Origin of the sequence: Bradyrhizobium sp. 87, assembly GCF_023073015.1 — a bacterium.
GTDB classification, from domain to species: Bacteria; Pseudomonadota; Alphaproteobacteria; order Rhizobiales; family Xanthobacteraceae; genus Bradyrhizobium; species Bradyrhizobium canariense_D.
This window is the reverse complement of record NZ_JADPIQ010000090.1, coordinates 55,757-76,920: the sequence shown is the minus strand read 5'-3', so window position 1 is coordinate 76,920 and position 21,164 is coordinate 55,757. Positions and strand designations below refer to the sequence as shown.

Below are 21,164 nucleotides of genomic sequence, written 5' to 3'. Positions count from 1 at the left end.
CCCTATGCATCATTTGAATAAACTGGACACCAAGATGGCTTTGCTTGAAGTGAAAGACCTCAAGGTTCGTGTCGAGGAGCGTGAGATCCTCCATGGGTTGACGCTGACCGTGAACGAGGGCGAGATCCACGCGATCATGGGGCCGAACGGCTCCGGCAAATCGACGCTGTCCCACGTCATCGCCGGCAAGCCTGGTTACGAGGTCACCGACGGCGAGATCCTGTTCAAGGGCGAAGACCTGCTCGCGATGGCGCCCAACGAACGGGCCGCCAAGGGCGTGTTCCTGGCGTTCCAGTATCCGGTCGAGATCCCCGGCGTCTCCACCATGAATTTCCTGCGCACCGCGCTGAACGCGCAGCGCAAGGCGCGCGGCGAGGGCGAATATTCGACGCCCGACTTTTTGAAGAAAGTCCGCGAAGTCTCGAAGTCGCTGAACATCCCGCAGGACATGCTCAAGCGCGGTGTCAATGTCGGCTTCTCCGGCGGCGAGAAGAAGCGCAACGAGGTACTGCAGATGGCGCTGTTCGAGCCGAGCCTGTGCATCCTCGACGAGATGGATTCCGGCCTCGACATCGACGCGCTGCGGATTGCGGCCGACGGCGTCAACGCGCTGCATTCGCCCAAGCGCGCGATGGTCGTCATCACCCATTATCAGCGGCTGCTGAACTACATCGTGCCTGACGTCGTGCACGTGATGTCAAAAGGCCGTGTCGTGAAGAGCGGCGGCAAGGAACTGGCGCTGGAGCTGGAAGCGTCCGGCTACGCCCAGTTCGAGGACGCCGCGTAAGGAATTTTGAGATGAACGTTGCTGTGGCAAAGACCGGAAACGGCCGCGCGGTGAGCGATCTCTTCGCCAGCGCCGAAGGCCGGCTGCCGGGTTCGCCTTCCGTGATCGCGGTACGCCGCGAGGCGTTCGAGACCTATGAGCGTCTCGGCCTGCCGCACCGCCGGATCGAGGAGTGGAAGTACACCGATCTGCGCGCGCTGGTCGGCGAGGTACTGCCGCTCGCGGCTGCGCCCGATGCGACTGCGTTGAAGCGCGCCGCGGACGCGGTGAAAGCGCATGCGATCACGGGCGCCCGCAAGCTGGTGCTGGTCGACGGCGTGTTCGCTCCCGATCTCTCCGACGTCAAGGCGCTGGCCTCCGAGGCGGGCTTTAAGACATTGCGGGAGACGCTGGAGAAGGATTCCGGTCTGTTAAAGACCGCGGCCACCGATGCGGTGATCGCGCTGAACGCCGCGATGGCGACCGACGGTGTCGTGCTTCATATCGCCGACGGCACGCAGCTGTCCGCGCCGATCCAGATCATTCACATCGCGGTTGCATCTTCCGCGTCGGCTTTCACCCGCTCGCAGGTTGCGGTCGGGAAGGGCGCTCGTGCCACGATCATCGAGAGCTTTGTCGCGGCCGGCGCCAAGGCTTACCAGGTCAACGATGCCGTCATCCTCTCGGTTGGCGATAATGCCGACATCGCGCATATCCGTCTGATGGACGATTCGCCGGATGCTGTGAACATCACCTCGCAGTTCGTCACGGTCGGCGCGAATACAAAGCTGAACTTCTTTAACATGACGACCGGCGCGGCAGTCAGCCGCCTGCAGGGCTTCATCACGCTGGCAGGCGAGGGCAGCGAGCTCTCCGTCAACGGCGTGAACCTGTTGCAGAAGACCGAACATGGCGACACCACGCTGGTGGTCGACCATGCCGTGCCGAACTGCGTCAGCCGAGAAGTTTTCCGCGCCGTGATCGACGATCGCGCCCATTCGGTGTTCCAGGGCCGCATCATCGTTCGTCCCGATGCGCAGAAGACCGACGGCAAGATGATGATCCGCGCGCTGCTGCTCTCGGATGAGGCGGAAGCCGACAACAAGCCCGAGCTCGAGATCTTTGCGGACGACGTCTCCTGCGGTCACGGCGCCACCGCCGGTGCGCTGGACGACAGTCTGCTGTTCTATCTGAAGGCGCGCGGCCTGCCGGAGAAGCAGGCCCAGGCGCTGCTGATCCAGGCCTTCGTCGGCGAGGCGATCGAGCAGATCGCCAACGATGATCTGCGCGAGCACGTGATCGGCATTGCCGAGCGCTGGCTGGAGCGGCGCCAATGAGCACGCATCCGGCAGTCAAGAACGGCTCTTACGACGTTGCGCGCGTGCGCCAGGATTTTCCGGCGCTGGCCATGCAGATCTACGGCAAGCCGCTGGTCTATCTCGACAACGCCGCATCTGCGCAGAAGCCGAGCGCCGTGCTCGATCGCATGACGCAGGCCTACACCTCCGAATATGCCAACGTGCACCGCGGCCTGCATTATCTCGCCAACGCCGCGACCGAAGCCTATGAGGGCGGCCGCACCAAGGTGGCGCAGTTCATCAACGCGCCGCGGACCGAGGAAGTGATCTTCACCCGCAACGCGACCGAGGCGATCAACCTCGTCGCCTCGTCCTGGGGCGAGCCGAACATCAAAGCAGGCGACGAGATCGTCATTTCGATCATGGAGCACCACTCCAACATCGTGCCCTGGCATTTCCTCAGGGAACGCCATGGTGCCGTGATCAAATGGGCGCCGGTCGACGACGAGGGCAATTTCCTCATCGACGAATTCGAAAAGCTGCTGACGTCGAAGACCAAGCTGGTCGCGATCACGCAGATGTCGAACGCGCTTGGCACCATCGTCCCGGTCAAGGACGTCGTGAAGATCGCCCACGCCCGCGGCATTCCCGTGCTGGTCGACGGCAGCCAGGGCGCGGTGCATATCCCAGTCGACGTCCAGGACCTCGGCTGCGACTTCTATGTCTTCACCGGCCACAAGGTCTACGGGCCGACCGGCATCGGCGTGCTCTGGGCCAACTACGACCACCTGGTCGCGATGCGCCCCTATAACGGCGGCGGCGAAATGATCCGCGAGGTCTCGCGCGACATCGTCACCTACGGCGATCCCCCGCACAAATTCGAGGCCGGCACGCCGGCGATCGTCGAGGCCGTCGGGCTCGGCGCGGCGATCGACTACGTCAATTCGATCGGCAAGGAGCGCATCGCCGCGCACGAGCACGATCTCGTCACCTACGCCCAGGATAAGCTGCGCGAGATCAACTCGCTGCGGCTGATCGGCACGGCGCGGGGCAAGGGCCCGGTGATCTCCTTCGAACTCAAGGGCGCGCACGCCCACGACGTCGCCACCGTGATCGACCGCCAGGGCATCGCGGTGCGCGCCGGCACCCATTGCGTGATGCCGCTTTTAGAGCGGTTCAACGTCACAGCCACATGCCGGGCGTCGTTCGGCATGTATAATACGCGGGAAGAAGTCGATCATCTGGCACAGGCGCTGTTGAAGGCGCGGGATTTGTTCGCATGAGTGACACGGCCGAAATCAAAGCCAATCCGATGGAAACCCAGTCGGCGCTGCCGCCTGAGGAGACCGAGCGTCTCACCACCGAGATCATCGCCGGGCTCAAGACCGTGTTCGACCCGGAAATCCCGGCTGATATCTACGAGCTCGGCCTGATCTACAAGGTCGAGATCAAGGACGATCGTTCCGTCGATGTGCAAATGACGCTGACGACACCGAATTGCCCGGCCGCCGGCGAGCTGCCGACCATGGTCGAGAACGCGGTCGCCAGCGTCCCCGGCGTCGGCGTGGTCGACGTCAAGGTGGTCTGGGAGCCGGCATGGACGCCGGAACGCATGAGCGACGAGGCCCGCCTCGTGCTCAACATGTGGTGACGCGTAACCTCGGCTTTAGATCCTTGTTAGATCCTTGGCATTGAATTCGCTCGGCAACGGACCACATCATTGACATGACACAGATATCGTCGGGCTCGACACCAGCATCCACTCCAAAGCCGAGGCGGCCCCGCCCGCAGGTCATGCGGCTGACGGACGCTGCCGCCCAGCGCATCAGCGAGCTGACCCAGCGGGCCGATTCCGAGATCGTTGGCCTGCGCGTCGGCGTCAAGAACGGCGGCTGTGCCGGACAGTCCTACACCGTCGAATACGCCCATGATGTCCGCCCGACCGACGAGGTCGTCGAGGACAAGGGCGTCAAGATCCTGGTCGATCCGAAGGCCGTGCTGTTCCTGCTCGGCACCGAGATGGACTACAAGGCCGACAAGATGCAGGCCCAGTTCGTCTTCAACAACCCCAACCAGATTTCCGCCTGCGGCTGCGGCGAGTCCGTCGAGCTGCGCCCGGCGCAGATCGACGGGTAGTCCGTTTCTCGCAAATCGCTCCGCTGTCGTCCTGGCGAAGGCCAGGATCCATACCGCGTGATCTCGCGGTGATCGTCGGTGCCAATACCGACGCTGGCACGACTGGCAGTCTTCGCTAAACTCCCTCCCGTGGAATGGGTCCTGGCTTTCGCCAGGACGACCGTGCGGAAATAGTTCAGCCATGGACCGCGAATTTCTGATCGACCTGTTCGCCGATTTCGGCCCCGTCGCCATCCGGAAAATGTTCTCCGGCTACGGCATCTCCGCCGACGGCGTCAACTTCGCGCTGGCCTTGCGCGCCGGCCTGTTCTTCCGCGCTGACGAGATGACCATCCCGGATTTTGAGGCGGAAGGCTCGAAGCCGTTCCAATACTCGACCCGCGCCAAGACCGTGGTGGTGAACTCCTATTGGGAGCTGCCGGCCCGCCTGTTCGACGATTCCGCGGAACTCGCGCAATGGGCGAGGGCCGCGCTTGCTGCTGCCCAGCGCGCCAAGGTGAAGAAGCCGCCCAAGGTGAAGAAGGCGGCGAAGAAGGTTGCGAAGAAGCCCGTTGCAACGAAGCGGCCGACCAAGAAGAAAACAGTGCGCAGGGCGGGCAAAGCGAAGCGTGCCCTCCGCTGAGGTGCTGGTGTGGGAGATGATGGGCATGGCGCTGAGCGCCTTTGCCCACCCGATGGGACTTCACTCCACGGCCTTGGTCAGACCAACCCGCATGTCCCTGGCGGTGAAGACGCAGACGCCGTCGGCCAGCACGCGACCGTCGGCAATTCCGAGCACCAGCTTGCCGCGCCGGACCATCCTCATGGAGACCTCGTAGCGCACGCGTTGCGCGTTCGGTGTGACCTCGCCCGTGCACGCGACTTCGCCGACGCCGATGGCGCGGCCCTTGCCCGGCGAGCCCGACCATCCCAGCCAGTAGCCGACCATCTGCCACATGGCATCCAAACCCAGAGACGCTGGCATCGTGGCATCGCCGTGATAGTGGCAATCGAAGAACCAATGGCCCGGCGCGATGTCGAGTTCGCCGACGATATGGCCCTTGCCGAACTCGCCGCCATCCAGGCTGATCTCCGTGATGCGATCCATCATCAGCATCGGCGGCGCTGGCAATTGCGCATTGCCCGGCCCGAAATAGCCGCCCTCGCTCGATCTCAGCAGCTCGTCCCTGGTGTAGGACGGTTGCGGTGAGTGAAAATCATGCGGATTGGGCAAGACGACAAGTCCTCCGGATCTTCGCAGTCGGACGCCTCAAGACGGCGAGGGAGATGTCGTTCGTCGGGTCAGAATGTCAAGCGCTGGCGGTGCGCGGCTTCGGCGTCACGCCACCCGGTTATGGGTCTCGACCGTGAATTCCGGATCGGCCTCGCAGATCACGCGGTTGCGGCCGTTGCGTTTGGCGGCGTAGAGGCAGGCATCCGCGCGTTCGATCAGCGCATCGGTGTCGTCACCCTGCTTGAGCATGGAGACGCCGACGGAGATGGTGACCCGGCCAAGGATTTCGCCGGTGGACTTCTTCTTTAGTTCCTTCGCCATCACCGCGCGGCGGATGTGATCGGCCACCGTGAGGGCCTGGCGCAGCGCGGTGTTGGGCAGCACGACCGCGAATTCCTCGCCGCCATAGCGGGCGGTGATGTCCTGGCCCTTGATGGTCTGCTTCAGCGACAGGCCGACCAGCCGCAGCACCTGGTCGCCGGTGAGATGGCCGTAGGAATCGTTGAACGACTTGAAATGATCGATGTCGACCAGCAGCAGCGACAGCGGCTCGCCGGAGGCGAGCGCGCCTTGCACGGCCATGTCGATCATGCGATCGAAATATTTGCGGTTGCCGAGCCCCGTCAGCGGATCGGTCAGGCTCTCGGCGCGGATCGCCTCCAGGCTCTGCTGGAGGTTGCTGATCTCGCTCCTCGAGAGCGTCAGCCGGTCTTCCAGCGCCTTGTTGGTCTCGCGCATCTCGCTGGTCGAATGCAGCAGCGTCTCGATGATCGACTTGATCTGCTCGCGGCTTTCGGCCGATGACAGCTTTTTGGTCGCGTCTGACAGGCTCGCATCGTAGGAGCCGGTCATCGCGAGCGCGTCGCCGAGAACCTTTATGACGTCGTCGATCTCGCCGATGACGCGCGCGCCGACCTTGTCGATGCGCTCGGTGGTCTTGATGTGGGAGAGGTAGGTCTCGTAGATCTGATCGAGATCGGCTTCGGTCAGCTTGCCGCTTCGCGCCAGCGTCTCGTTGATGATCTTGTTGAGCGGGGCGTTGTAGCCGGTGGCGTAGACGTACCAGATCTCGTAATTGCGGGGAATTGCCGTCTGCCGTAGCGATCGGATCTGACCGAGCGCTACCTGGGCGAACGCCATCGTGCGTTCGTGTTCGTCGAGCACCTTGACCACGGAACATACCCCACAGCGACCGGCGCGCCGACGACCGCAGCAATACTTAAATTATGTTCGTAGGCTAACGGACGATCGTGAACGCCCCGTAAATATACGTCCACGAATGCATCCGAAAAAGTGCGCGCCGGCTTGGTTTCAACCAAAGCCGGGCGCGCATCGTGCTTCAGGCGCCGGCGGGGGAGCGAACTGGACGCAGCAGAAAGGCCGGCAGATGCGAGTGGTCACCCGGCTCGCTGTCGGCTTCGCGTTGGCGGCGCGGCTCGGGACGGCCGATCGACGGCACATGCGACGGATTGGCCTGCTGGCGCGCACCGTCACGCGGCTCGGATGATGGCTTGGCTTCGCGCGGCGGCCTGGCTTCACGCGAAGGTCTGGCTTCACGCGGAGGCCTTGCCTCGCGCGCGGGCCTTGCTTCGGAAGCGGGCCTTGTCTCGGGAGCGGACCGTGCTTCGGCCGAAGGCTGTGCCTCGCCACGCGGTTCGCGCGGCTCGTGGCTGCGCTCACGATCGCGGCCGCGCTGCGGCTTGCCGCGTCCGCCGCGTGAACGTTCACGGCCGCGCTGCTCGCGCGGACGCTCGCTCGCGTCGGAAGCATCGGTGCGGACTTCGAAATCGCCCTCCGCGCGTGGAATGCTCTGGCCGATCAGCTTCTCGATCGCCACCATCGACTTCTGGTCGAGCGGCGTGACGAGCGAGATCGCCATGCCGGACCGCCCTGCGCGACCGGTGCGGCCGACGCGGTGGACATAATCGTCGGGATGGTGGGGAACGTCGAAATTGAAGACGTGGCTGACCTCGGGGATGTCGAGGCCGCGGGCGGCGACGTCGGATGCGACCAGGAGGGGCAGCTCGCCCTTGCGGAACTGCTCGAGTGCCGCCGTGCGGGCCGACTGGTCCATGTCGCCGTGCAGCGCGCCGACGCTGAAGCCGTGCTTTTGCAGCGATTTGTGAACGACGGCGACCTCGCGCTTGCGATTGCAGAAGATGATCGCGTTCTGGAGATCCTTCGCCTCGCGCAGCAATCGGCGAAGCAGCTCGCGCTTCTCGTGCGCCTCGCGCCCGGCCGGGACCTGACACTGCGTAACGGTGACAGCGGTGGTGGCGGGCTTCGATACCTCGATCTTCTGCGGATTGTGCAGGAAGGTTTCGGTGATGCGCCGGATCTCCGGCGGCATGGTCGCGGTGAAGAACAGGGTCTGCCGCGTGAACGGGACGAGCTTGCAGACGCGCTCGATGTCGGGAATGAAGCCCATGTCCAGCATGCGGTCGGCTTCGTCGATGACGAGCAGCTCGACGCCGGTGAGCAGCAGGCCGCCGCGCTCCGTGTGGTCGAGCAGGCGGCCGGGAGTGGCGATCAGCACGTCGACGCCGCGCGTTAGCTTGGCATCCTGGTCGCCGAAGGAAACGCCGCCGATCAGGAGGGCGACGTTGAGTTTCTGGCCCGCGCCGTAGCGGTCGAAGTTTTCCTTCACCTGCGCCGCGAGTTCGCGGGTTGGCTCAAGGATCAGGGTGCGCGGCATGCGCGCCCGGGCGCGGCCCTTTTCGAGAATGGTGAGCATCGGCAGCACGAAGGCCGCGGTCTTGCCGGTGCCGGTCTGGGCGATGCCGAGCACGTCCTTGCGAGCGAGGACGTGAGGGATCGCCTGTTCCTGAATGGGGGTGGGGGTGGTGTAACCGGTGGCCGCCACTGCAGCGAGGACTTTTTCGGATAGTCCGAGATGGGTAAAAGACATTGAGCCTCTGGTCGAAACCGCCGTTCGGAATCGAGGGTAATAAGGCTGTCGCGTTCCACCCCAAAACGGCGCGCTCTCAAAGAAGCTGGGGGTGCTGACTCACGCGAACAAAGCGCCAAACTCAGGAATCGCTCTTCGATCTGAGCCGCGTCGCCACGGAACATAGGGGGGAATCGGCCAAAGTCAATGGAGCGGGCGCGGGAAGGCCCTAAAAAACCTGAGGTTTTCGCCCAAATAGTGGGAGCGGCTGCGGTTTTCCGCCCAAACGTCGGCTAGCGCCCCTCCGGCCCCTGCGCGCGGAAGTCGCCGGGCGCGATCCCGTAGGCGGCGTTGAAGACCCGGTAATAGGTCGCGACGCTCTCGAAGCCGCAGGAGGTCGCGATGTCGGCAATCAACCGGTCCGGGGCTTCGCGCATCAAGCGGCGGCTCTGGTTCAGGCGTTCGTCCGTCACGGTTTGCGAAAAACTCCTTGCCGCGCTTTCGAACAGCATGTGCAGGTGACGCACGGAGACACCGAGCAGGTCGGCCACCATGGCCGGCGCCAGATTTGGGTCTTGCAGGTGCCGCGCGATCAGGCGCCGCGCCTGCGAGAGCCGGGCGGTCCGCAGCGCGGCCTGCCCGAGGCGGCTGCCGGCCCGCAGCATGCCGCGCTCGATCAGCGCCAGATGGGCTAAAGCCTCGACGAGCGAAGCGGCATCGGCGGCGCCGTCATCACCCGCGGCAACCGTACCGAGATCGGCGAAGCAGGCGTCGAGCAGGGGCTTCAAGCCGGGATCGTCGAACGTCCGGGGCGCAAGCTCGCGCATGCGCTTGTCCTGCATGGAGAGGCCGCTCACGGGAATCTTCAGGATCCGCAGGTGGAAGCCGCCCGTGCCCAGCGGCGTGGCGCGATAGGTCTGGTCGGTATGGCTGGTGGCGAAGCTGCCATTGGCGATCGTGAAGTCGCTGCCGCGCATGCCGCCGAACCACGCGCCGCTGCCGAGCTGCTGATAGACGCAGAGGCTGTCGCCCGGCGCGTGAGCGATGTCGGTCACGCTGCGCTCGACCGTGTAATGGGAGGCCTTCAGCTCGACGAGGCCGGCTCCGCCAAGCCGGCGCAGCGAGAATTCGCCGAAGAAGTTCGCGCGGCGTTCGGGCTCGAGTTCGACGGTGACGCCGAACAGGCCCTTGGCGCGCACCTCGCGCCAAAAGTCGAAGCGGTCGTGCGGCTCGACCTCGTCGGTGCACCAGCGATACACGGCGGCCCCTCGCTTCCAGCGGAATTGCCCACAAGAATTGACCGAGAAAAAGCAAATTCCGGTGGCATCTACCATAGGCTGGACAACAGACCTGAGTCCTCAGGGCGGTTGAACCAGCGATGTGGCTGGGCCGACTATCACATCAAAGGCGCGGTTCCCATGAACCGCTGTTCGAGGGAACCGGCGTGGGCCGTTCTTGAGGGATTTTCGATGACGCGTCGGCTTCTCAGAGTACTGGCAGCGCTTGGCCTTGCGGCCGGCCTCAGCGGTTTCGCGCTTCCCGCCTGTGCCGAGAAGCGCGTTGCGCTCGTCGTCGGCAACAACGACTACAGGAACGTTCCGAAGCTGCTCAAGGCGGTCAACGACGCCCGCACCATGGGCGATACGCTGAAGCAGCTCGGATTCTCCGTGATGCTCGCCGAAAACCAGAGCCGGCAGCAATTTTCGGAGACGCTGCTCGCGTTCGATCGGACGATCGAGCCCGGCGACACCGCGTTCTTCTTCTATGCCGGCCACGGCTTCGAGATCGCAGGCCAGAACTATCTGCTGCCGACGGACGTGCCCGCGGCGACGGAAGGGCAGGAAGAACTGGTGCGTGACGCCTCCATCCTGGCCGATCGCATCGTCGAGCGCCTCCAGAACAAGAAGGCGCGGACCTCGATCCTGGTGTTCGACGCCTGCCGCAACAACCCGTTCGAGCGCAAGGGTACCCGCGCCGTCTCCGGTGGCGGCGGGCTTGCCCCGATGGTGCAGCTGCCCGAAGGCGTGTTCTCGGTCTTCTCGGCGGGCCCGCGCCAGACCGCGCTCGACCGCCTCTCCAATGACGACGCCAATCCCAATTCGGTATTCACGCGCACCTTCGCCAAGGAACTGCTCCAGCCCGGCGAGAACCTGGTGCAAGTGGCGCAGCGTACGCGCCGTCTCGTGAGCGAGATGGCCGACACTGTCAAGCACAGGCAGGTGCCGGTCTATTTCGATCAGATGGTCGATGACGTCTTCCTCAGCGGCATCGCCAAGGATGCCGCCGCGCGCCCGGCCGATCCGCCGGCGCAGAAGCTCGCGGCGCTGCCACCGGTGTCGGTGCCGCGCGTGCCGAAGGAGGAGACCACCAACGCGCCGATCGCGAGCTTCTCGCGTCACAATGGCGGCTGGAGCGTGGTGTTCTCCTTTGCCGATCCGACCCTCGGCGTTTCCTGGCGCATGGCCGGCAACGGCGACTTCCGCGAAACCGGCTTCATCGATACGCTCGACCCGCGCACGCGCAAGAGGATGCCGAACCCGTCGATCGAATTGCCGCCGGACGCGCAGGCCGGCACCATCGAGGTTCGCTATGTCGACCAATCCGGTGACATGCAGGGGCCGTTCCCGATCAGGTTCGATCCCGAAGCCGCGCTGATCCGTGACCAGCGCAAGATCCTGGACATGACCGCGACGAGCTGGCTGTCATTCCGCGAGTTCAACGGGCTGCTGGTCTACTACACGCACCTAGTGTCCTACCGCTGCGCCATCCGCGAGGTGCGCATCGGCATCGATACCGCCGTTCCGAACCAGGTGTTGAAGATGCCGGGCTGCGACATGCGCGATCCCAGTGCGATCAGCGCCGGCATGCCGCTCTCCATGAAGCTCGCGCCGGCAACGCAGTTCATCTCGGTGGAGCTGACCTATCGCGACGGCAGCGTGTCGGAGATCAAGAGCTTCCGCAGCGCGAACCGCAGCAACAACTGAGGTGTCGAGCAGGCCGCTTAGCTATTCGCGGCGCTTCCGGATGAAGCGTTTGAGGGCCTCGATCAAGGACGGGGTCAGCGGGAAGAAAGCGCCCATCGCGATCGAGATGATGACTTGGCGCGGCAGGAGCTTGACCTACTCCTCGTGCGGATAACCGTTCTGTTCGATGCGCACCGGCGCAAGCGGCGGCCTGCGCGGTGCGATCATGATCAAGACGAAAAGCACGTTGATCAGGATCCAGACGCCGAGCAGTATGAGGATTGTCTGCACTGCAATTTCCCGAATGAGTCGGAATTGGAGGCAAGGCTAACGGCCATTCACAACCGCAGCAAATGAATCTTGTTTGCTGCACTGCACAGAATGCTTGGCTCGTGAAGGAGGACCCGACCGTGAAACCCGATACGTTGCAGCGTCCCCAGGGCTCCCCGCTGAAGGTGCGGTGTTGCATCGTCGGCGGCGGACCGGCGGGCATGATGCTCGGCTATCTCCTCGGGCGCGCCGGCATCGATGTCGTGGTGCTGGAGAAGCATGCGGATTTCTTCCGCGACTTCCGCGGCGACACCGTGCATCCTTCGACGCTCCAGGTGATGGACGAGCTCGGCCTGATCGACGGATTCCTGAAGCTGCCGCATCAGCGCTTGCAAAAGCTGGACGGCCTGTTCGGCAGTACCCCCGTTCGCATCGCCGATCTCAGCCGCCTCCGCACCAAGTACCCCTTCATCGCCTTCATGCCGCAATGGGATTTCCTGAATTTCCTGCGCGAGGCCGGCCAGCGCTTCGCCTCGCTGCAGGTGATGATGAACACGGAGGCCGTCGATCTGATCCGCCGCGGCGAGACCATCGCCGGCGTGCGGGCGAATACGCCTGACGGTATCGTGGACATCGAAGCTGATCTCACCATCGCATGTGACGGCCGGCATTCGACCGTGCGCCAGCATTCCGGCCTCGAGGTCGAGGAGATCGGCGCGCCAATGGACGTGCTGTGGTTCCGCGTCGGACGCAAGGCGAACGAGACCGAGAACCTGTTCGCGCGCGTCGAGCCCGGCAAGATGATGATCACCTTCGACCGCGGCGACTATTGGCAGTGCGCCTATGTCATCGCCAAGGGACAATACGACGCGGTGAAGGCGAGGGGATTGCAGGCGCTGCTCGACGACGTCGTTCGCATGGCGCCGGTCCTGAAGAGCGGCATAGCCGAGGTGAAGAACTTCGACGATGTCAAGCTGCTCACCGTCGCGATCAACCGCCTGCCGCGCTGGACGCGGCCGGGCCTGCTTCTGATCGGCGACGCCGCACATGCGATGTCGCCGGTCGGCGGTGTCGGCGTCAATCTCGCCGTCCAGGATGCGGTCGCGACCGCAAACCTGCTGGCGGACGAGCTGCAGCGCGGCTGCCCGTCGGAGGACGAACTCGATGCCGTGCGCCGTCGCCGCGAATTCCCGGTGAAGATGACGCAGCGGATGCAGATGATCGTGCAGAACAACATCATCAGCGGCGCCTTGCAGGGCGGCGACCGGCCGCTGAAAGTGCCGCTGGTCCTGCGCCTCATCACCGCGCTGCCGTGGCTCCAGGGCATTCCGGCGCGCCTGCTCGCGCTTGGCGTCCGGCCCGAGCACGTGCAGTCGAAGGCTGCGCCGGCACGGTAGCGCAAGGGCCCGGTAGGGATAACGCGGCGTTAAATCGCGCTCGACGCGTTGCCTGCGTGCAACAGCGCAAACGGATTGAAGGCGCGCTGCTTGCCAATCCGACGTCTTAACTGTCTTGATTCAAATTTGAGTAAGACCTGCGTGTGAGCGTGCACCCATCAAAGGACACGGGGTGTACCATGCGTAACAAGTTGATTGCCGCCTTCGCCTGCACGACCGCTCTGATTTCGACCGGCGCCGCTTCCGCCGCCGATCTCGGTGCTCGGCCCTACACAAAGGCGCCGGCCTATATGGAGTCGATGTTCAACTGGACCGGCTTCTATGTCGGCGGCCACATCGGCGGTGCATGGACCAACGAGCAGTTCATCAACAACGGGACCGGCGCACCGTTCGGCGATCTGACCCCGGGGCAGGGCTACCGTCAGCGCAACTCCGGCATCCTGGGCGGCGCCCAGATCGGCTACAATTGGCAGGCCAACAACTACGTGTTCGGTATGGAAGGCACGATCTCGGGCCTCGACAACAAGGGCTCGTTCTTGAACACCGCGTTCGGCGCGGGTGACGACGTGTTCTCCTGGCGCACCAATGTGCTTGCCACCGTCGTCGGTCGCGCGGGCTTCGCCGTGCAGAACAACCTGTTCTACATCAAGGGCGGCTATGCCGGCGTGAACAACCGTCTGTCGGTCACCGATACGGTCGGTCCGGCCACCGGTTCCGGCGGTCAGACCCATTGGGCCAACGGCTGGACCGTCGGTGCCGGCTGGGAATACGGCATCACCCGCAACTGGATCGTCGGCCTCGAGTACAACTACGCAGCCTTCGCCAGCCAGACCTATCAACTCGGCGGCACCTCCGGCAATTACAGCTTCGATGCCAAGCCGCGCGACCTGCAGTGGGCCGTCGTGCGCGCCAGCTACAAGTTCGACGCGCCGGTCATCGCCCGCTACTAAGTGGGTCAACGAACGACCAAGCAGCCATAAAAGACGATCACTGCCCAAATTCAAAAGCCCCGGCATTGTCCGGGGCTTCTTTTTTGTGTGCAGATTTATTGGTGCGGCCTACGCCATCACCGAGAACCCGCCATCGACGGGGATCGCGGTGCCGGTGACGAAGTTGGAGGCGGATGAGGCGAGGAACACGGTGATGCCGGCGAAGTCGTCGATGTCGCCCCACCGCCCCGCAGGCGTGCGTGCCAGCACCCGCTCGTGCAATCCCGATACCTGCTGCCGCGCACCGCGGGTCAGGTCGGTGTCGATCCAGCCCGGCAGGATGGCATTGACCTGGATGTTGTCGGGCGCCCACGCATTGGCGCAGGCGCGCGTGTACTGAACGATGCCGCCCTTGCTCGCCGCATAGGCCGTTGCGAAGCTCGCGCCGAAGATCGACATCATCGAGCCGATGTTGATCACCTTGCCGTTGCCGGACGCCTTCAGCGCCGGATAAGCCAGCTTCGAGCACAGGAAGGCGCTGGTGAGATTGGTGTTGATCACCGTGTTCCACTCGTCGAGCTCGAGCTCGTGCGGCGGCTTGCGGATGCTCATGCCGGCATTGTTGATGAGGATGTCGATGCGGCCGAAATCCCTGACGACGCGATCGATCATCGCGGCGATGGCCGCCTTGTCAGTGACGTCGGTGGCAACACTGATCGCCTTCACGCCGCGTTGGCTGAGGTCGGCGACGGCGGCGGCGGATTTGGTTTCGTTGCGTCCGACCACGGCGATGTTGGCGCCGGCATCGGCGAGGCCACGGGCCATTCCGAGCCCGATGCCGCCATTGCCTCCCGTGACGATCGCGACTTTGCCGCGGAGATCGAACCGACTGGTTGTCATGCTGCTATTCCCTGGTTCTTCTATTGGTTGCTCTGCCAGATCAGCACCAGCCCGAAGCCGGCCATGGCTGCGCCATAGCCGGCCCATTGCAGCTGGTTGACCATGAAGCTCGATCGCGGCCACGCGACGGTGCCCGTACCCTGTCCGATCCAGAGCAGCCCGACGGCAAGGGCAAACAGGCCTGCTACAAGCAGAAATCTGCGCATGCATTCCTCCCCATTAGTCCGCTTCTGTCGTGACGCGGCATGACGATAGCCGCGGCCCGAAAACTTAGCAGGAGACTAGCCGTAGCCGTGGTTCGGATACAATGGCCGCTGATGCAGGCCGCAGGGCGGATGCATGTCCATACGCAAGGTCCGCTGAAGCACCGTACAACGAAAAAGCCCCGGACGATGCCGGGGCTTTGACGTCTGAACTTGCGTTCGGATCAGTACTTCGCGACGACCGGACCGGTCCAGTTGAAGCGGTAAACCAGCGAAGTCGAGATCGTCTGGTTCCAGCTGTTGGCGCGAATGCTCTGACCGACCGGGAGGTTACCGGCATCGAACAGGATGTCCTGGGTCTTGGCATTGTAGAAGGCCGAACGGTACTCGGTCTTCATGAACCAGCCAGGCGACTGGATGCCGAAGATGTTCAGGTTGTTCTCAACGCCGCCGCCGATGAACCAGCCATTGCGGTTGTAGCCGTTGAGGTGAACGCCGGCCGGAGCGCCAGCCAAGGTCATGAAGTTGGTGCTGCCGAAGTGGGCGCCGGAGTAACCGCCGTTGACGTAGGAGAGAACGTTCGGAGCGACCAGCCAGCCGAGGCGCACACCAGCGGCCCAGGAGTCTTCCAGCTTCTGGTTGCCGGTGATGCCGAGCAGGGGATCTTGAATGGTAGCACGGATGCTGCCGAACTGACCGTCAGCGAACACGCCGGCGACCCAGGTGCCACTGAACTGCCAGTCGTAGCCGAGACCGACGGTGCCGAACCAGCCCGAGCCACCCTGGCGCTGATCGATCGTCAGGGGAACTGCGCCAACCGTGGTCTGGACGCGCTGGTCAGAGGCCGAGAGGCCGCCGCCGGCGCCGCCGAAGATGTAGAAGCCGGTCCAGTTGGCGACGGGAGCCGCCATCGGGGCCTTCGCGTAGGGACGGGCGCCAAGGTCAGCGGCCGAAGCCGAAGCGGTCATGGCAGCAACCGCGGTCAGTGCGAGCAAAATCTTCTTCATCTTAAAAATCCCCAAGCTTTGGTCTGTCTGGCAGGCGCGAGCGCACTGAAGTCCGTGTGATCTGATGTCCCGGACTATACCTGCTTCTCTCCGAAATGCTGTTGCAGAGCAGGCACAGTCGCCGGGAAACGCCGCACGGCAGGGATTCTGGGTGCCGTCGTGGAAATGTGAAATAAGTACGCATTATCAATGCAGTACGTCGAATTTTGCGATTTGCGTTTTGGTAGCTTCTCGTTAGCGAATCCGGCTTTGTGCGAAATGGAGGCAGTCCTGCATCAGTCATGGCTCGGTGAGTCGTTGGCCGAGTCGCGGCGCGATGAGGCCGGGAATCAACGAAATCGAGGCGGACGTTGGCGGGATTGGCGGGAAAGAGCGGTTGTCATCTTCCAAAAACAAAAGAGCCCCGGGCATCATGCCGGGGCTCTGGATGGATACGACCGGGCAGCGCCTGCGGATCAGACGTCCAGCAGGTCGTCGTTGGCGAATTCGGCCTTGTCCGAGATGAACGCGAAGCGCGCTTCGGCCTTGGTGCCCATCAGGCGCTCCACCGAATCCGCCGTGGTGTCGCGGTCGTCGGCGAGCAGAACCACTTTCAACATGGTCCGCTTTGCCGGATCCATGGTGGTTTCCTTGAGCTGCGCCGGCATCATTTCGCCGAGGCCTTTGAAGCGATTGACCTCGACCTTGGCGTTGGCGTTGAACTCGCTCTTGATCAGCGCTGCCTTGTGCGCGTCATCGCGGGCGTAGACCGACTTCGTGCCGTTGGTCAGCTTGTAGAGCGGCGGCACGGCGAGGAAGAGATGGCCTTCATCGATCAGCCGCGGCATCTGCCGGTAGAAGAAGGTGATCAGCAGCGACGCGATGTGGGCACCGTCGACATCGGCGTCGGTCATGATGATGATGCGCTGGTAGCGCAGATCCTCTTCGCGATACTGCGCGAGCATGCCGCAGCCGATCGCCTGCACGAGGTCGGCGAGCTGCGTGTTCGCCGTCAGCTTGTCCTTGCCGGCGGACGCGACGTTGAGGATCTTGCCGCGCAGCGGCAACACGGCCTGGGTCTTGCGGTCGCGCGCCTGCTTGGCGCTGCCGCCGGCCGAGTCACCCTCGACGATGAAGAGTTCTGAGCCTTCCAACCCTGCATCGCTGCAATCGGCGAGCTTGCCGGGGAGGCGCAGCTTCTTGCCGGCGGTCTTGCGCGCGGTCTCCTTCTCCTGGCGGCGGCGCAGCCGCTCCTCGGCGCGGTCGACCACGAAGTCGAGCAGCCTGTTGGCCTGGTTCGGATTGCCCGACAGCCAATGGTCGAACGGATCCTTCATCGCCTGTTCGACGATGCGCTGCGCTTCGGCGGTGGCGAGACGGTCCTTGGTCTGGCCCTGGAATTCAGGCTCGCGCACGAACACCGAGAGCATCACGGCTGCACCCACCATCACGTCTTCTGACGTAATGGACGACGCGCGCTTGCCCTGGCCGACGCGTTCGGCGTGGTCCTTGAGGCCGCGCAGCAGCGCGCTGCGCAGCCCGGATTCGTGCGTGCCGCCGTCGGGCGTCGGCACAGTGTTGGTGTAGGAAGACAGGAAGCCGTCGGCATCCGCGGTCCAGGCCACCGCCCATTCGCAGGCGCCATGCGCGCCGTTGCGGCCCGACTTGCCGGAGAAGATGTCGGGATGCACCAGCGTGTCGGCGTGGATCGCGGCGGCCAGATAGTCCTTGAGGCCACCGGGGAAGTGGAACGTCGCTTCCGCCGGCACGTCGTCGACGCCCTTAAGCAGTTCGGGCGCGCAATTCCAGCGGATCTCGACGCCGCCGAACAGATACGCCTTCGAACGCGTCATCTTGAACAGGCGCTGCGGCTTGAACGCTGCCTTGGCACCGAAGATGTCGGTGTCCGGCTTGAAGCGCACGCGGGTTCCGCGGCGGTTGTTGATCTTGCCGAGATCCTCGAGCTTGCCCTTTGGGTGGCCGCGCTCGAACGTCATGCGATAGAGTTTCTGGCTGCGCGCGACCTCGACCTCGAGCAGCGAGGAGAGGGCGTTCACCACGGAGATGCCGACGCCGTGCAGGCCGCCCGAGGTCTCGTAGACCTTGGAGTCGAACTTGCCGCCCGAGTGCAGCGTGCACATGATGACTTCGAGCGCCGACTTCTTCGGGAATTTTGGATGCGGATCGACCGGGATGCCGCGGCCGTTGTCCGTGACGGTCAAAAAGCCGTCCGCGCTCAATTCGACTCCGATGAAGGTCGCATGCCCCGCGAGCGCCTCGTCCATCGAGTTGTCGATGACTTCGGCGAAGAGGTGATGCAGCGCCTTCTCGTCGGTGCCGCCGATATACATGCCGGGCCGGCGGCGCACCGGTTCCAGACCTTCGAGGACCTCGATGTCGGCTGCGGTGTAGTCGGCCTCGGCACCGCCCGCGCGCGGGGCGGCCTTGGCGGCGCGGGGCTTGGGCTCATCGCCGCCGAAAAAATCGTCTTTTGCTTTGGGCTTCAACTGCTTGGACATATATCTTTATGCGTTTTGAGGGCCGCATGAGCGGCGAATCGGTTGGGCCGACTATGCCACTTCTCGCCTGGAAAGGTTATCGCGGGGCGGGCCGGGCGGTGTGGTTGGGAGCCAATCCCGGCGATTTTACGCCGCATCCCCATCAATTCCCGGCAATGTGACGGTCCGGTCCGGCTGGACCTGGCTTTGTGACTTGATGTCACACAAGTCATTGGCTTACCAGTCCTTTTCATCGAGCAGCACCTTCGGGCAGGACGGAAAGGCTATTTTTGAATGGAGCAGTTTGCGCACGGGCTCGCCGATTTCGTGCGCGCTCACCAGACGTGGGCAGCTCCCATCGTGTTCGTGCTCGCCTTCGGGGAGTCGCTGGCCTTCATCTCGCTGCTGATCCCGGCTTGGGGCGCGTTGGTCGCTATCGGCGCGCTGATCGGCGCGAGTGGCATCAGCTTCTATCCGGTCTGGATCGCCGGTGGCATCGGGGCGGCGCTGGGCGACTGGGTCTCTTACTGGTTCGGCTATCGCTACAAGGAGCAGGTCGCGCAGATGTGGCCGCTCTCGCGTTATCCGGAACTCCTGCCCAGAGGCGAGGCCTTCGTGCGCAGCTGGGGCGTGCCGAGCATCTTCATCGGCCGCTTCTTCGGCCCCTTGCGTGCCTCCGTGCCGCTTGCAGCCGGCATTTTCGAGATGCCCTATTGGAGCTTCCAGGCCGCCAATTTCGTCTCGGCACTGATCTGGTCGGCGGCGCTGCTGCTGTTCGGAGATGTGATCGCCAAGATCATGGAATGGATCTGGGGCGTGGTGTGACGTCGGAACCTTGACGGCGACCGCAACTGGCCTTATAGCACCGCGCCATGATCAACGCCGCGACCATCCTGTTCGCCCGTCGCCGCCGCCGCAGCTTTGCGGTTTGGGCGGTCGATCGCGTTTGAGATCATCGTCTTTGCCGCTGGATCCGATCCGCGGCATTCTCTCTCCTGTCAGTGCGATCTGATCCGGCGGCCACCAAGGAGGCCAGCAGGAGACTACGATGTACACGCCACCCTTTTTCAAGCAGGACCGCGCCGCGAGCCTGAAATTCGCCGACACGCGCGGCTTCGGCACCATGTGCGCCTTCGACGGCCACAAGCCGATCGCCTCGCCGCTGCCGTTCTATTTGACCTATGCCGCGGACGGCACGCCGCAGGCCGCGTTTCATGTCGCCCGTCACAATCCGCTGCTAAAGCTTGCGGACGGGACGACCTCCTGGCTCCTCGCGGTCAACGGCCCCGATGCCTACGTGTCGCCGGACTGGTACGTCTCGCCGGATCAGGTGCCGACCTGGCTGTACCAGTCGGTCCATCTGACCGGGCCGGTGCGGTTGTTGTCGGATGGTGAACTGGCCGTGCAAATCGATACGCTCAGCAACAAGTTCGAGAACTGGCTGTTGCCGAAGAAGCCGTGGACGTCGGGCAAGATGACGGCCGGGCGGCTCGAGGCGATGAAGAAGGCGATCGTGGGTCTGGTCATGACGGTTGAGGAGGTCGAAGCCAGCTTCAAGCTCAACCAGCACAAGTCCGACGCCGATTATGCGGCGATCGCCAATGCGCTTGGCGCGCAAGCCCATGCCGACGCCAGGGAGATCGCGCAACTGATGCAGGACGTAAGGCCGGATGCCTTCGCATCCGAAACCAACATGCTCGAAAGGAGCGCGCCATGAGCCTCACTGAAACGACGAAAGCACCGACCACTGGCGCTGCGACAAAGCCGGCCACCGTCTTCGTCGACGGCGGCTCCGGCACCACCGGGCTTGGCATCAACGAGCGGCTGAAGCTGCAGAGCGACGTGGTCGTGAAGACGATTGCCGACGACAAGCGCAAGGATCCCGCGGCCAAGAAGGCGCTGATGGAGAAGGTTGATCTGGTCATCCTCTGTCTGCCCGACGATGCTGCCAGGGAAACGGTTGCGCTCATCGACAGCATGGGGCCGTCGGGCCCGAAGGTGCTGGATGCCTCGACCGCGTACCGGGTCGCGCCCGACTGGGCCTATGGCTTTCCGGAACTGACGCCGGATCAGGCTGGCAAGATCAAGGCTGCGAAGAAGGTGTCCAATCCCGGCTGCTATCCGACCGGCGCGATCGCGCTGCTGCGACCGATCGTCGATGCCGGCCTGCTGCCGCGCGACTATCCCGTCACCATCAATGCGGTGAGCGGCTATTCCGGCGGCGGCAAGTCGATGATCGCGAGTTTCGAGGACGGCAGCGCGCCGTCCTTCGAACTCTACGGCCTCGGCTTCGAGCACAAGCATCTGCCGGAGATGCAGCTCTATTCGAACCTGACGCGGCGGCCGATCTTCATCCCGTCGGTCGGCAACTACCGGCAGGGCATGCTGGTGTCGGTGCCGCTCCAGCTCGACACGCTGCCCGGCAAGCCCAGCGGCGCCGATCTCCAGGCCGCGCTGGCAAAGCGTTACGCCGGCTCGAAATACGTCTCGGTGATGCCGCTGCAGAACGAGACGACCAAGGGTGGCAAGCTCGAGCCGGAAGGGCTCAACGAGACCAACACGCTCGAACTCTACGTCTTCGCCAGCGACAAGTACCATCAGGCGGTGCTGGTCGCGCGGCTCGACAATCTCGGCAAGGGCGCGTCCGGCGCGGCCGTGCAGAACATGCGACTAATGCTGGGATTGCCGGAGGCGTAGGAGCAACATTCGCTGCTCGTC

The 21,164-nt window shown here is 63.9% G+C and carries 21 protein-coding genes; 12 read left to right on the top strand and 9 right to left on the bottom strand.

The window, feature by feature from the left end; translation table 11 throughout:
• Positions 1 to 34 precede the first annotated feature (34 nt).
• From sufC to IVB50_RS22950, 6 genes are all read left to right on the top strand, one after another.
• Positions 35 to 787, top strand: a complete 753-nt coding sequence (gene sufC / locus IVB50_RS22975; protein WP_007609807.1) for a Fe-S cluster assembly ATPase SufC — start codon at positions 35 to 37, stop codon at positions 785 to 787.
• Positions 788 to 798: 11 nt separating this feature from the next.
• On the top strand, positions 799 to 2,103 hold the full coding sequence (gene sufD / locus IVB50_RS22970) for a Fe-S cluster assembly protein SufD (RefSeq protein WP_247297406.1): 1,305 nt from the start codon (positions 799 to 801) through the stop codon (positions 2,101 to 2,103).
• Positions 2,100 to 3,347, top strand: a complete 1,248-nt coding sequence (locus tag IVB50_RS22965) for a cysteine desulfurase (protein ID WP_204511094.1) — start codon at positions 2,100 to 2,102, stop codon at positions 3,345 to 3,347. The genes sufD and IVB50_RS22965 overlap by 4 nt, the downstream gene beginning before the upstream one ends.
• Complete coding sequence (locus IVB50_RS22960; protein ID WP_007591551.1) at positions 3,344 to 3,715, top strand: SUF system Fe-S cluster assembly protein; 372 nt, start codon at positions 3,344 to 3,346, stop codon at positions 3,713 to 3,715. Before IVB50_RS22965 ends, IVB50_RS22960 begins: the two co-directional genes overlap by 4 nt.
• Before the next feature lie 74 nt (positions 3,716 to 3,789).
• A complete protein-coding gene (locus tag IVB50_RS22955) occupies positions 3,790 to 4,200 on the top strand; it encodes an iron-sulfur cluster assembly accessory protein (RefSeq protein WP_007609828.1) in 411 nt (136 codons plus the stop codon).
• A gap of 181 nt (positions 4,201 to 4,381) precedes the next feature.
• A complete protein-coding gene (locus IVB50_RS22950) occupies positions 4,382 to 4,822 on the top strand; it encodes a TfoX/Sxy family protein (protein WP_018454449.1) in 441 nt (146 codons plus the stop codon).
• Positions 4,823 to 4,882: 60 nt separating this feature from the next.
• On the opposite strand, the gene fabA is transcribed toward IVB50_RS22950, so the two are convergent.
• The 4 genes from fabA to IVB50_RS22930 form a co-directional block, all read right to left on the bottom strand.
• The gene (gene fabA / locus IVB50_RS22945; protein ID WP_085353496.1) at positions 4,883 to 5,413 is read right to left on the bottom strand and encodes a bifunctional 3-hydroxydecanoyl-ACP dehydratase/trans-2-decenoyl-ACP isomerase; all 531 of its coding nucleotides are present in this window, start codon (positions 5,411 to 5,413) and stop codon (positions 4,883 to 4,885) included.
• Positions 5,414 to 5,518: 105 nt separating this feature from the next.
• Positions 5,519 to 6,586, bottom strand: a complete 1,068-nt coding sequence (locus IVB50_RS22940) for a GGDEF domain-containing protein (protein WP_085353495.1) — start codon at positions 6,584 to 6,586, stop codon at positions 5,519 to 5,521.
• A 166-nt stretch (positions 6,587 to 6,752) separates the two neighbouring features.
• On the bottom strand, positions 6,753 to 8,321 hold the full coding sequence (locus IVB50_RS22935) for a DEAD/DEAH box helicase (RefSeq protein WP_026232735.1): 1,569 nt from the start codon (positions 8,319 to 8,321) through the stop codon (positions 6,753 to 6,755).
• A 272-nt stretch (positions 8,322 to 8,593) separates the two neighbouring features.
• Positions 8,594 to 9,559 carry a helix-turn-helix transcriptional regulator gene (locus IVB50_RS22930; RefSeq protein ID WP_085353493.1) on the bottom strand — a complete coding sequence of 322 codons (966 nt, stop codon included), beginning with the start codon at positions 9,557 to 9,559 and terminating at the stop codon, positions 8,594 to 8,596.
• Between the two features lie 210 nt (positions 9,560 to 9,769).
• Here IVB50_RS22930 and IVB50_RS22925 point away from each other — a divergent pair, with 210 nt between their 5' ends.
• Positions 9,770 to 11,284: a caspase family protein gene (locus IVB50_RS22925; RefSeq protein ID WP_018454444.1), complete on the top strand. Its 1,515-nt coding sequence runs from the start codon at positions 9,770 to 9,772 to the stop codon at positions 11,282 to 11,284.
• A 135-nt stretch (positions 11,285 to 11,419) separates the two neighbouring features.
• On the opposite strand, the gene IVB50_RS42465 is transcribed toward IVB50_RS22925, so the two are convergent.
• Positions 11,420 to 11,554 (bottom strand): hypothetical protein, encoded by a 135-nt coding sequence (locus IVB50_RS42465; protein WP_256465053.1) that lies wholly within the window; start codon positions 11,552 to 11,554, stop codon positions 11,420 to 11,422.
• A 119-nt stretch (positions 11,555 to 11,673) separates the two neighbouring features.
• On the opposite strand from IVB50_RS42465, the gene IVB50_RS22920 reads away from it, so the two are divergent.
• Both IVB50_RS22920 and IVB50_RS22915 read left to right on the top strand, forming a co-directional pair.
• Positions 11,674 to 12,930 (top strand): FAD-dependent oxidoreductase, encoded by a 1,257-nt coding sequence (locus IVB50_RS22920; RefSeq protein WP_247297404.1) that lies wholly within the window; start codon positions 11,674 to 11,676, stop codon positions 12,928 to 12,930.
• A 179-nt stretch (positions 12,931 to 13,109) separates the two neighbouring features.
• Entirely contained in the window at positions 13,110 to 13,880 is a 771-nt protein-coding gene (locus IVB50_RS22915; RefSeq protein ID WP_204511099.1) for an outer membrane beta-barrel protein, read from the top strand.
• A 108-nt stretch (positions 13,881 to 13,988) separates the two neighbouring features.
• Here the strand turns inward: IVB50_RS22915 and IVB50_RS22910 are convergent, their stop codons facing one another.
• The 4 genes from IVB50_RS22910 to parE all read right to left on the bottom strand — a co-directional run bounded on the left by IVB50_RS22910 (position 13,989) and on the right by parE (position 18,467).
• Complete coding sequence (locus IVB50_RS22910) at positions 13,989 to 14,759, bottom strand: glucose 1-dehydrogenase (RefSeq protein WP_018454440.1); 771 nt, start codon at positions 14,757 to 14,759, stop codon at positions 13,989 to 13,991.
• A gap of 20 nt (positions 14,760 to 14,779) precedes the next feature.
• Positions 14,780 to 14,965 (bottom strand): hypothetical protein, encoded by a 186-nt coding sequence (locus IVB50_RS22905; RefSeq protein WP_007591540.1) that lies wholly within the window; start codon positions 14,963 to 14,965, stop codon positions 14,780 to 14,782.
• Between the two features lie 221 nt (positions 14,966 to 15,186).
• Positions 15,187 to 15,969: an outer membrane beta-barrel protein gene (locus IVB50_RS22900; protein WP_018454438.1), complete on the bottom strand. Its 783-nt coding sequence runs from the start codon at positions 15,967 to 15,969 to the stop codon at positions 15,187 to 15,189.
• Between the two features lie 455 nt (positions 15,970 to 16,424).
• A complete protein-coding gene (gene parE / locus IVB50_RS22895) occupies positions 16,425 to 18,467 on the bottom strand; it encodes a DNA topoisomerase IV subunit B (protein WP_018454437.1) in 2,043 nt (680 codons plus the stop codon).
• Between the two features lie 273 nt (positions 18,468 to 18,740).
• Here parE and IVB50_RS22890 point away from each other — a divergent pair, with 273 nt between their 5' ends.
• The 3 genes from IVB50_RS22890 to argC all read left to right on the top strand — a co-directional run bounded on the left by IVB50_RS22890 (position 18,741) and on the right by argC (position 21,143).
• Entirely contained in the window at positions 18,741 to 19,271 is a 531-nt protein-coding gene (locus IVB50_RS22890; protein ID WP_018454436.1) for a DedA family protein, read from the top strand.
• 223 nt (positions 19,272 to 19,494) lie between these two features.
• The gene (locus IVB50_RS22885) at positions 19,495 to 20,163 is read left to right on the top strand and encodes an FMN-binding negative transcriptional regulator (protein WP_247297402.1); all 669 of its coding nucleotides are present in this window, start codon (positions 19,495 to 19,497) and stop codon (positions 20,161 to 20,163) included.
• Complete coding sequence (gene argC, locus IVB50_RS22880; protein WP_018454434.1) at positions 20,160 to 21,143, top strand: N-acetyl-gamma-glutamyl-phosphate reductase; 984 nt, start codon at positions 20,160 to 20,162, stop codon at positions 21,141 to 21,143. Before IVB50_RS22885 ends, argC begins: the two co-directional genes overlap by 4 nt.
• Positions 21,144 to 21,164: the final 21 nt, after the last annotated feature.

What these genes read in the sequence shown, in the direction of transcription:
- IVB50_RS22910 (WP_018454440.1), bottom strand. Translation starts at nt 14,759, where the DNA reads ATGACAACCAGTCGGTTCGATCTCCGCGGCAAAGTCGCGATCGTCACG.
- IVB50_RS22960 (WP_007591551.1), top strand. Translation starts at nt 3,344, where the DNA reads ATGAGTGACACGGCCGAAATCAAAGCCAATCCGATGGAAACCCAGTCG.
- parE (WP_018454437.1), bottom strand. Translation starts at nt 18,467, where the DNA reads ATGTCCAAGCAGTTGAAGCCCAAAGCAAAAGACGATTTTTTCGGCGGC.
- IVB50_RS22925 (WP_018454444.1), top strand. Translation starts at nt 9,770, where the DNA reads ATGACGCGTCGGCTTCTCAGAGTACTGGCAGCGCTTGGCCTTGCGGCC.
- IVB50_RS22890 (WP_018454436.1), top strand. Translation starts at nt 18,741, where the DNA reads ATGGAGCAGTTTGCGCACGGGCTCGCCGATTTCGTGCGCGCTCACCAG.
- IVB50_RS22965 (WP_204511094.1), top strand. Translation starts at nt 2,100, where the DNA reads ATGAGCACGCATCCGGCAGTCAAGAACGGCTCTTACGACGTTGCGCGC.
- argC (WP_018454434.1), top strand. Translation starts at nt 20,160, where the DNA reads ATGAGCCTCACTGAAACGACGAAAGCACCGACCACTGGCGCTGCGACA.
- IVB50_RS22900 (WP_018454438.1), bottom strand. Translation starts at nt 15,969, where the DNA reads ATGAAGAAGATTTTGCTCGCACTGACCGCGGTTGCTGCCATGACCGCT.
- sufC (WP_007609807.1), top strand. Translation starts at nt 35, where the DNA reads ATGGCTTTGCTTGAAGTGAAAGACCTCAAGGTTCGTGTCGAGGAGCGT.
- IVB50_RS22885 (WP_247297402.1), top strand. Translation starts at nt 19,495, where the DNA reads ATGTACACGCCACCCTTTTTCAAGCAGGACCGCGCCGCGAGCCTGAAA.
- sufD (WP_247297406.1), top strand. Translation starts at nt 799, where the DNA reads ATGAACGTTGCTGTGGCAAAGACCGGAAACGGCCGCGCGGTGAGCGAT.
- IVB50_RS22915 (WP_204511099.1), top strand. Translation starts at nt 13,110, where the DNA reads ATGCGTAACAAGTTGATTGCCGCCTTCGCCTGCACGACCGCTCTGATT.
- IVB50_RS22950 (WP_018454449.1), top strand. Translation starts at nt 4,382, where the DNA reads ATGGACCGCGAATTTCTGATCGACCTGTTCGCCGATTTCGGCCCCGTC.
- IVB50_RS22955 (WP_007609828.1), top strand. Translation starts at nt 3,790, where the DNA reads ATGACACAGATATCGTCGGGCTCGACACCAGCATCCACTCCAAAGCCG.
- IVB50_RS22905 (WP_007591540.1), bottom strand. Translation starts at nt 14,965, where the DNA reads ATGCGCAGATTTCTGCTTGTAGCAGGCCTGTTTGCCCTTGCCGTCGGG.
- IVB50_RS22935 (WP_026232735.1), bottom strand. Translation starts at nt 8,321, where the DNA reads ATGTCTTTTACCCATCTCGGACTATCCGAAAAAGTCCTCGCTGCAGTG.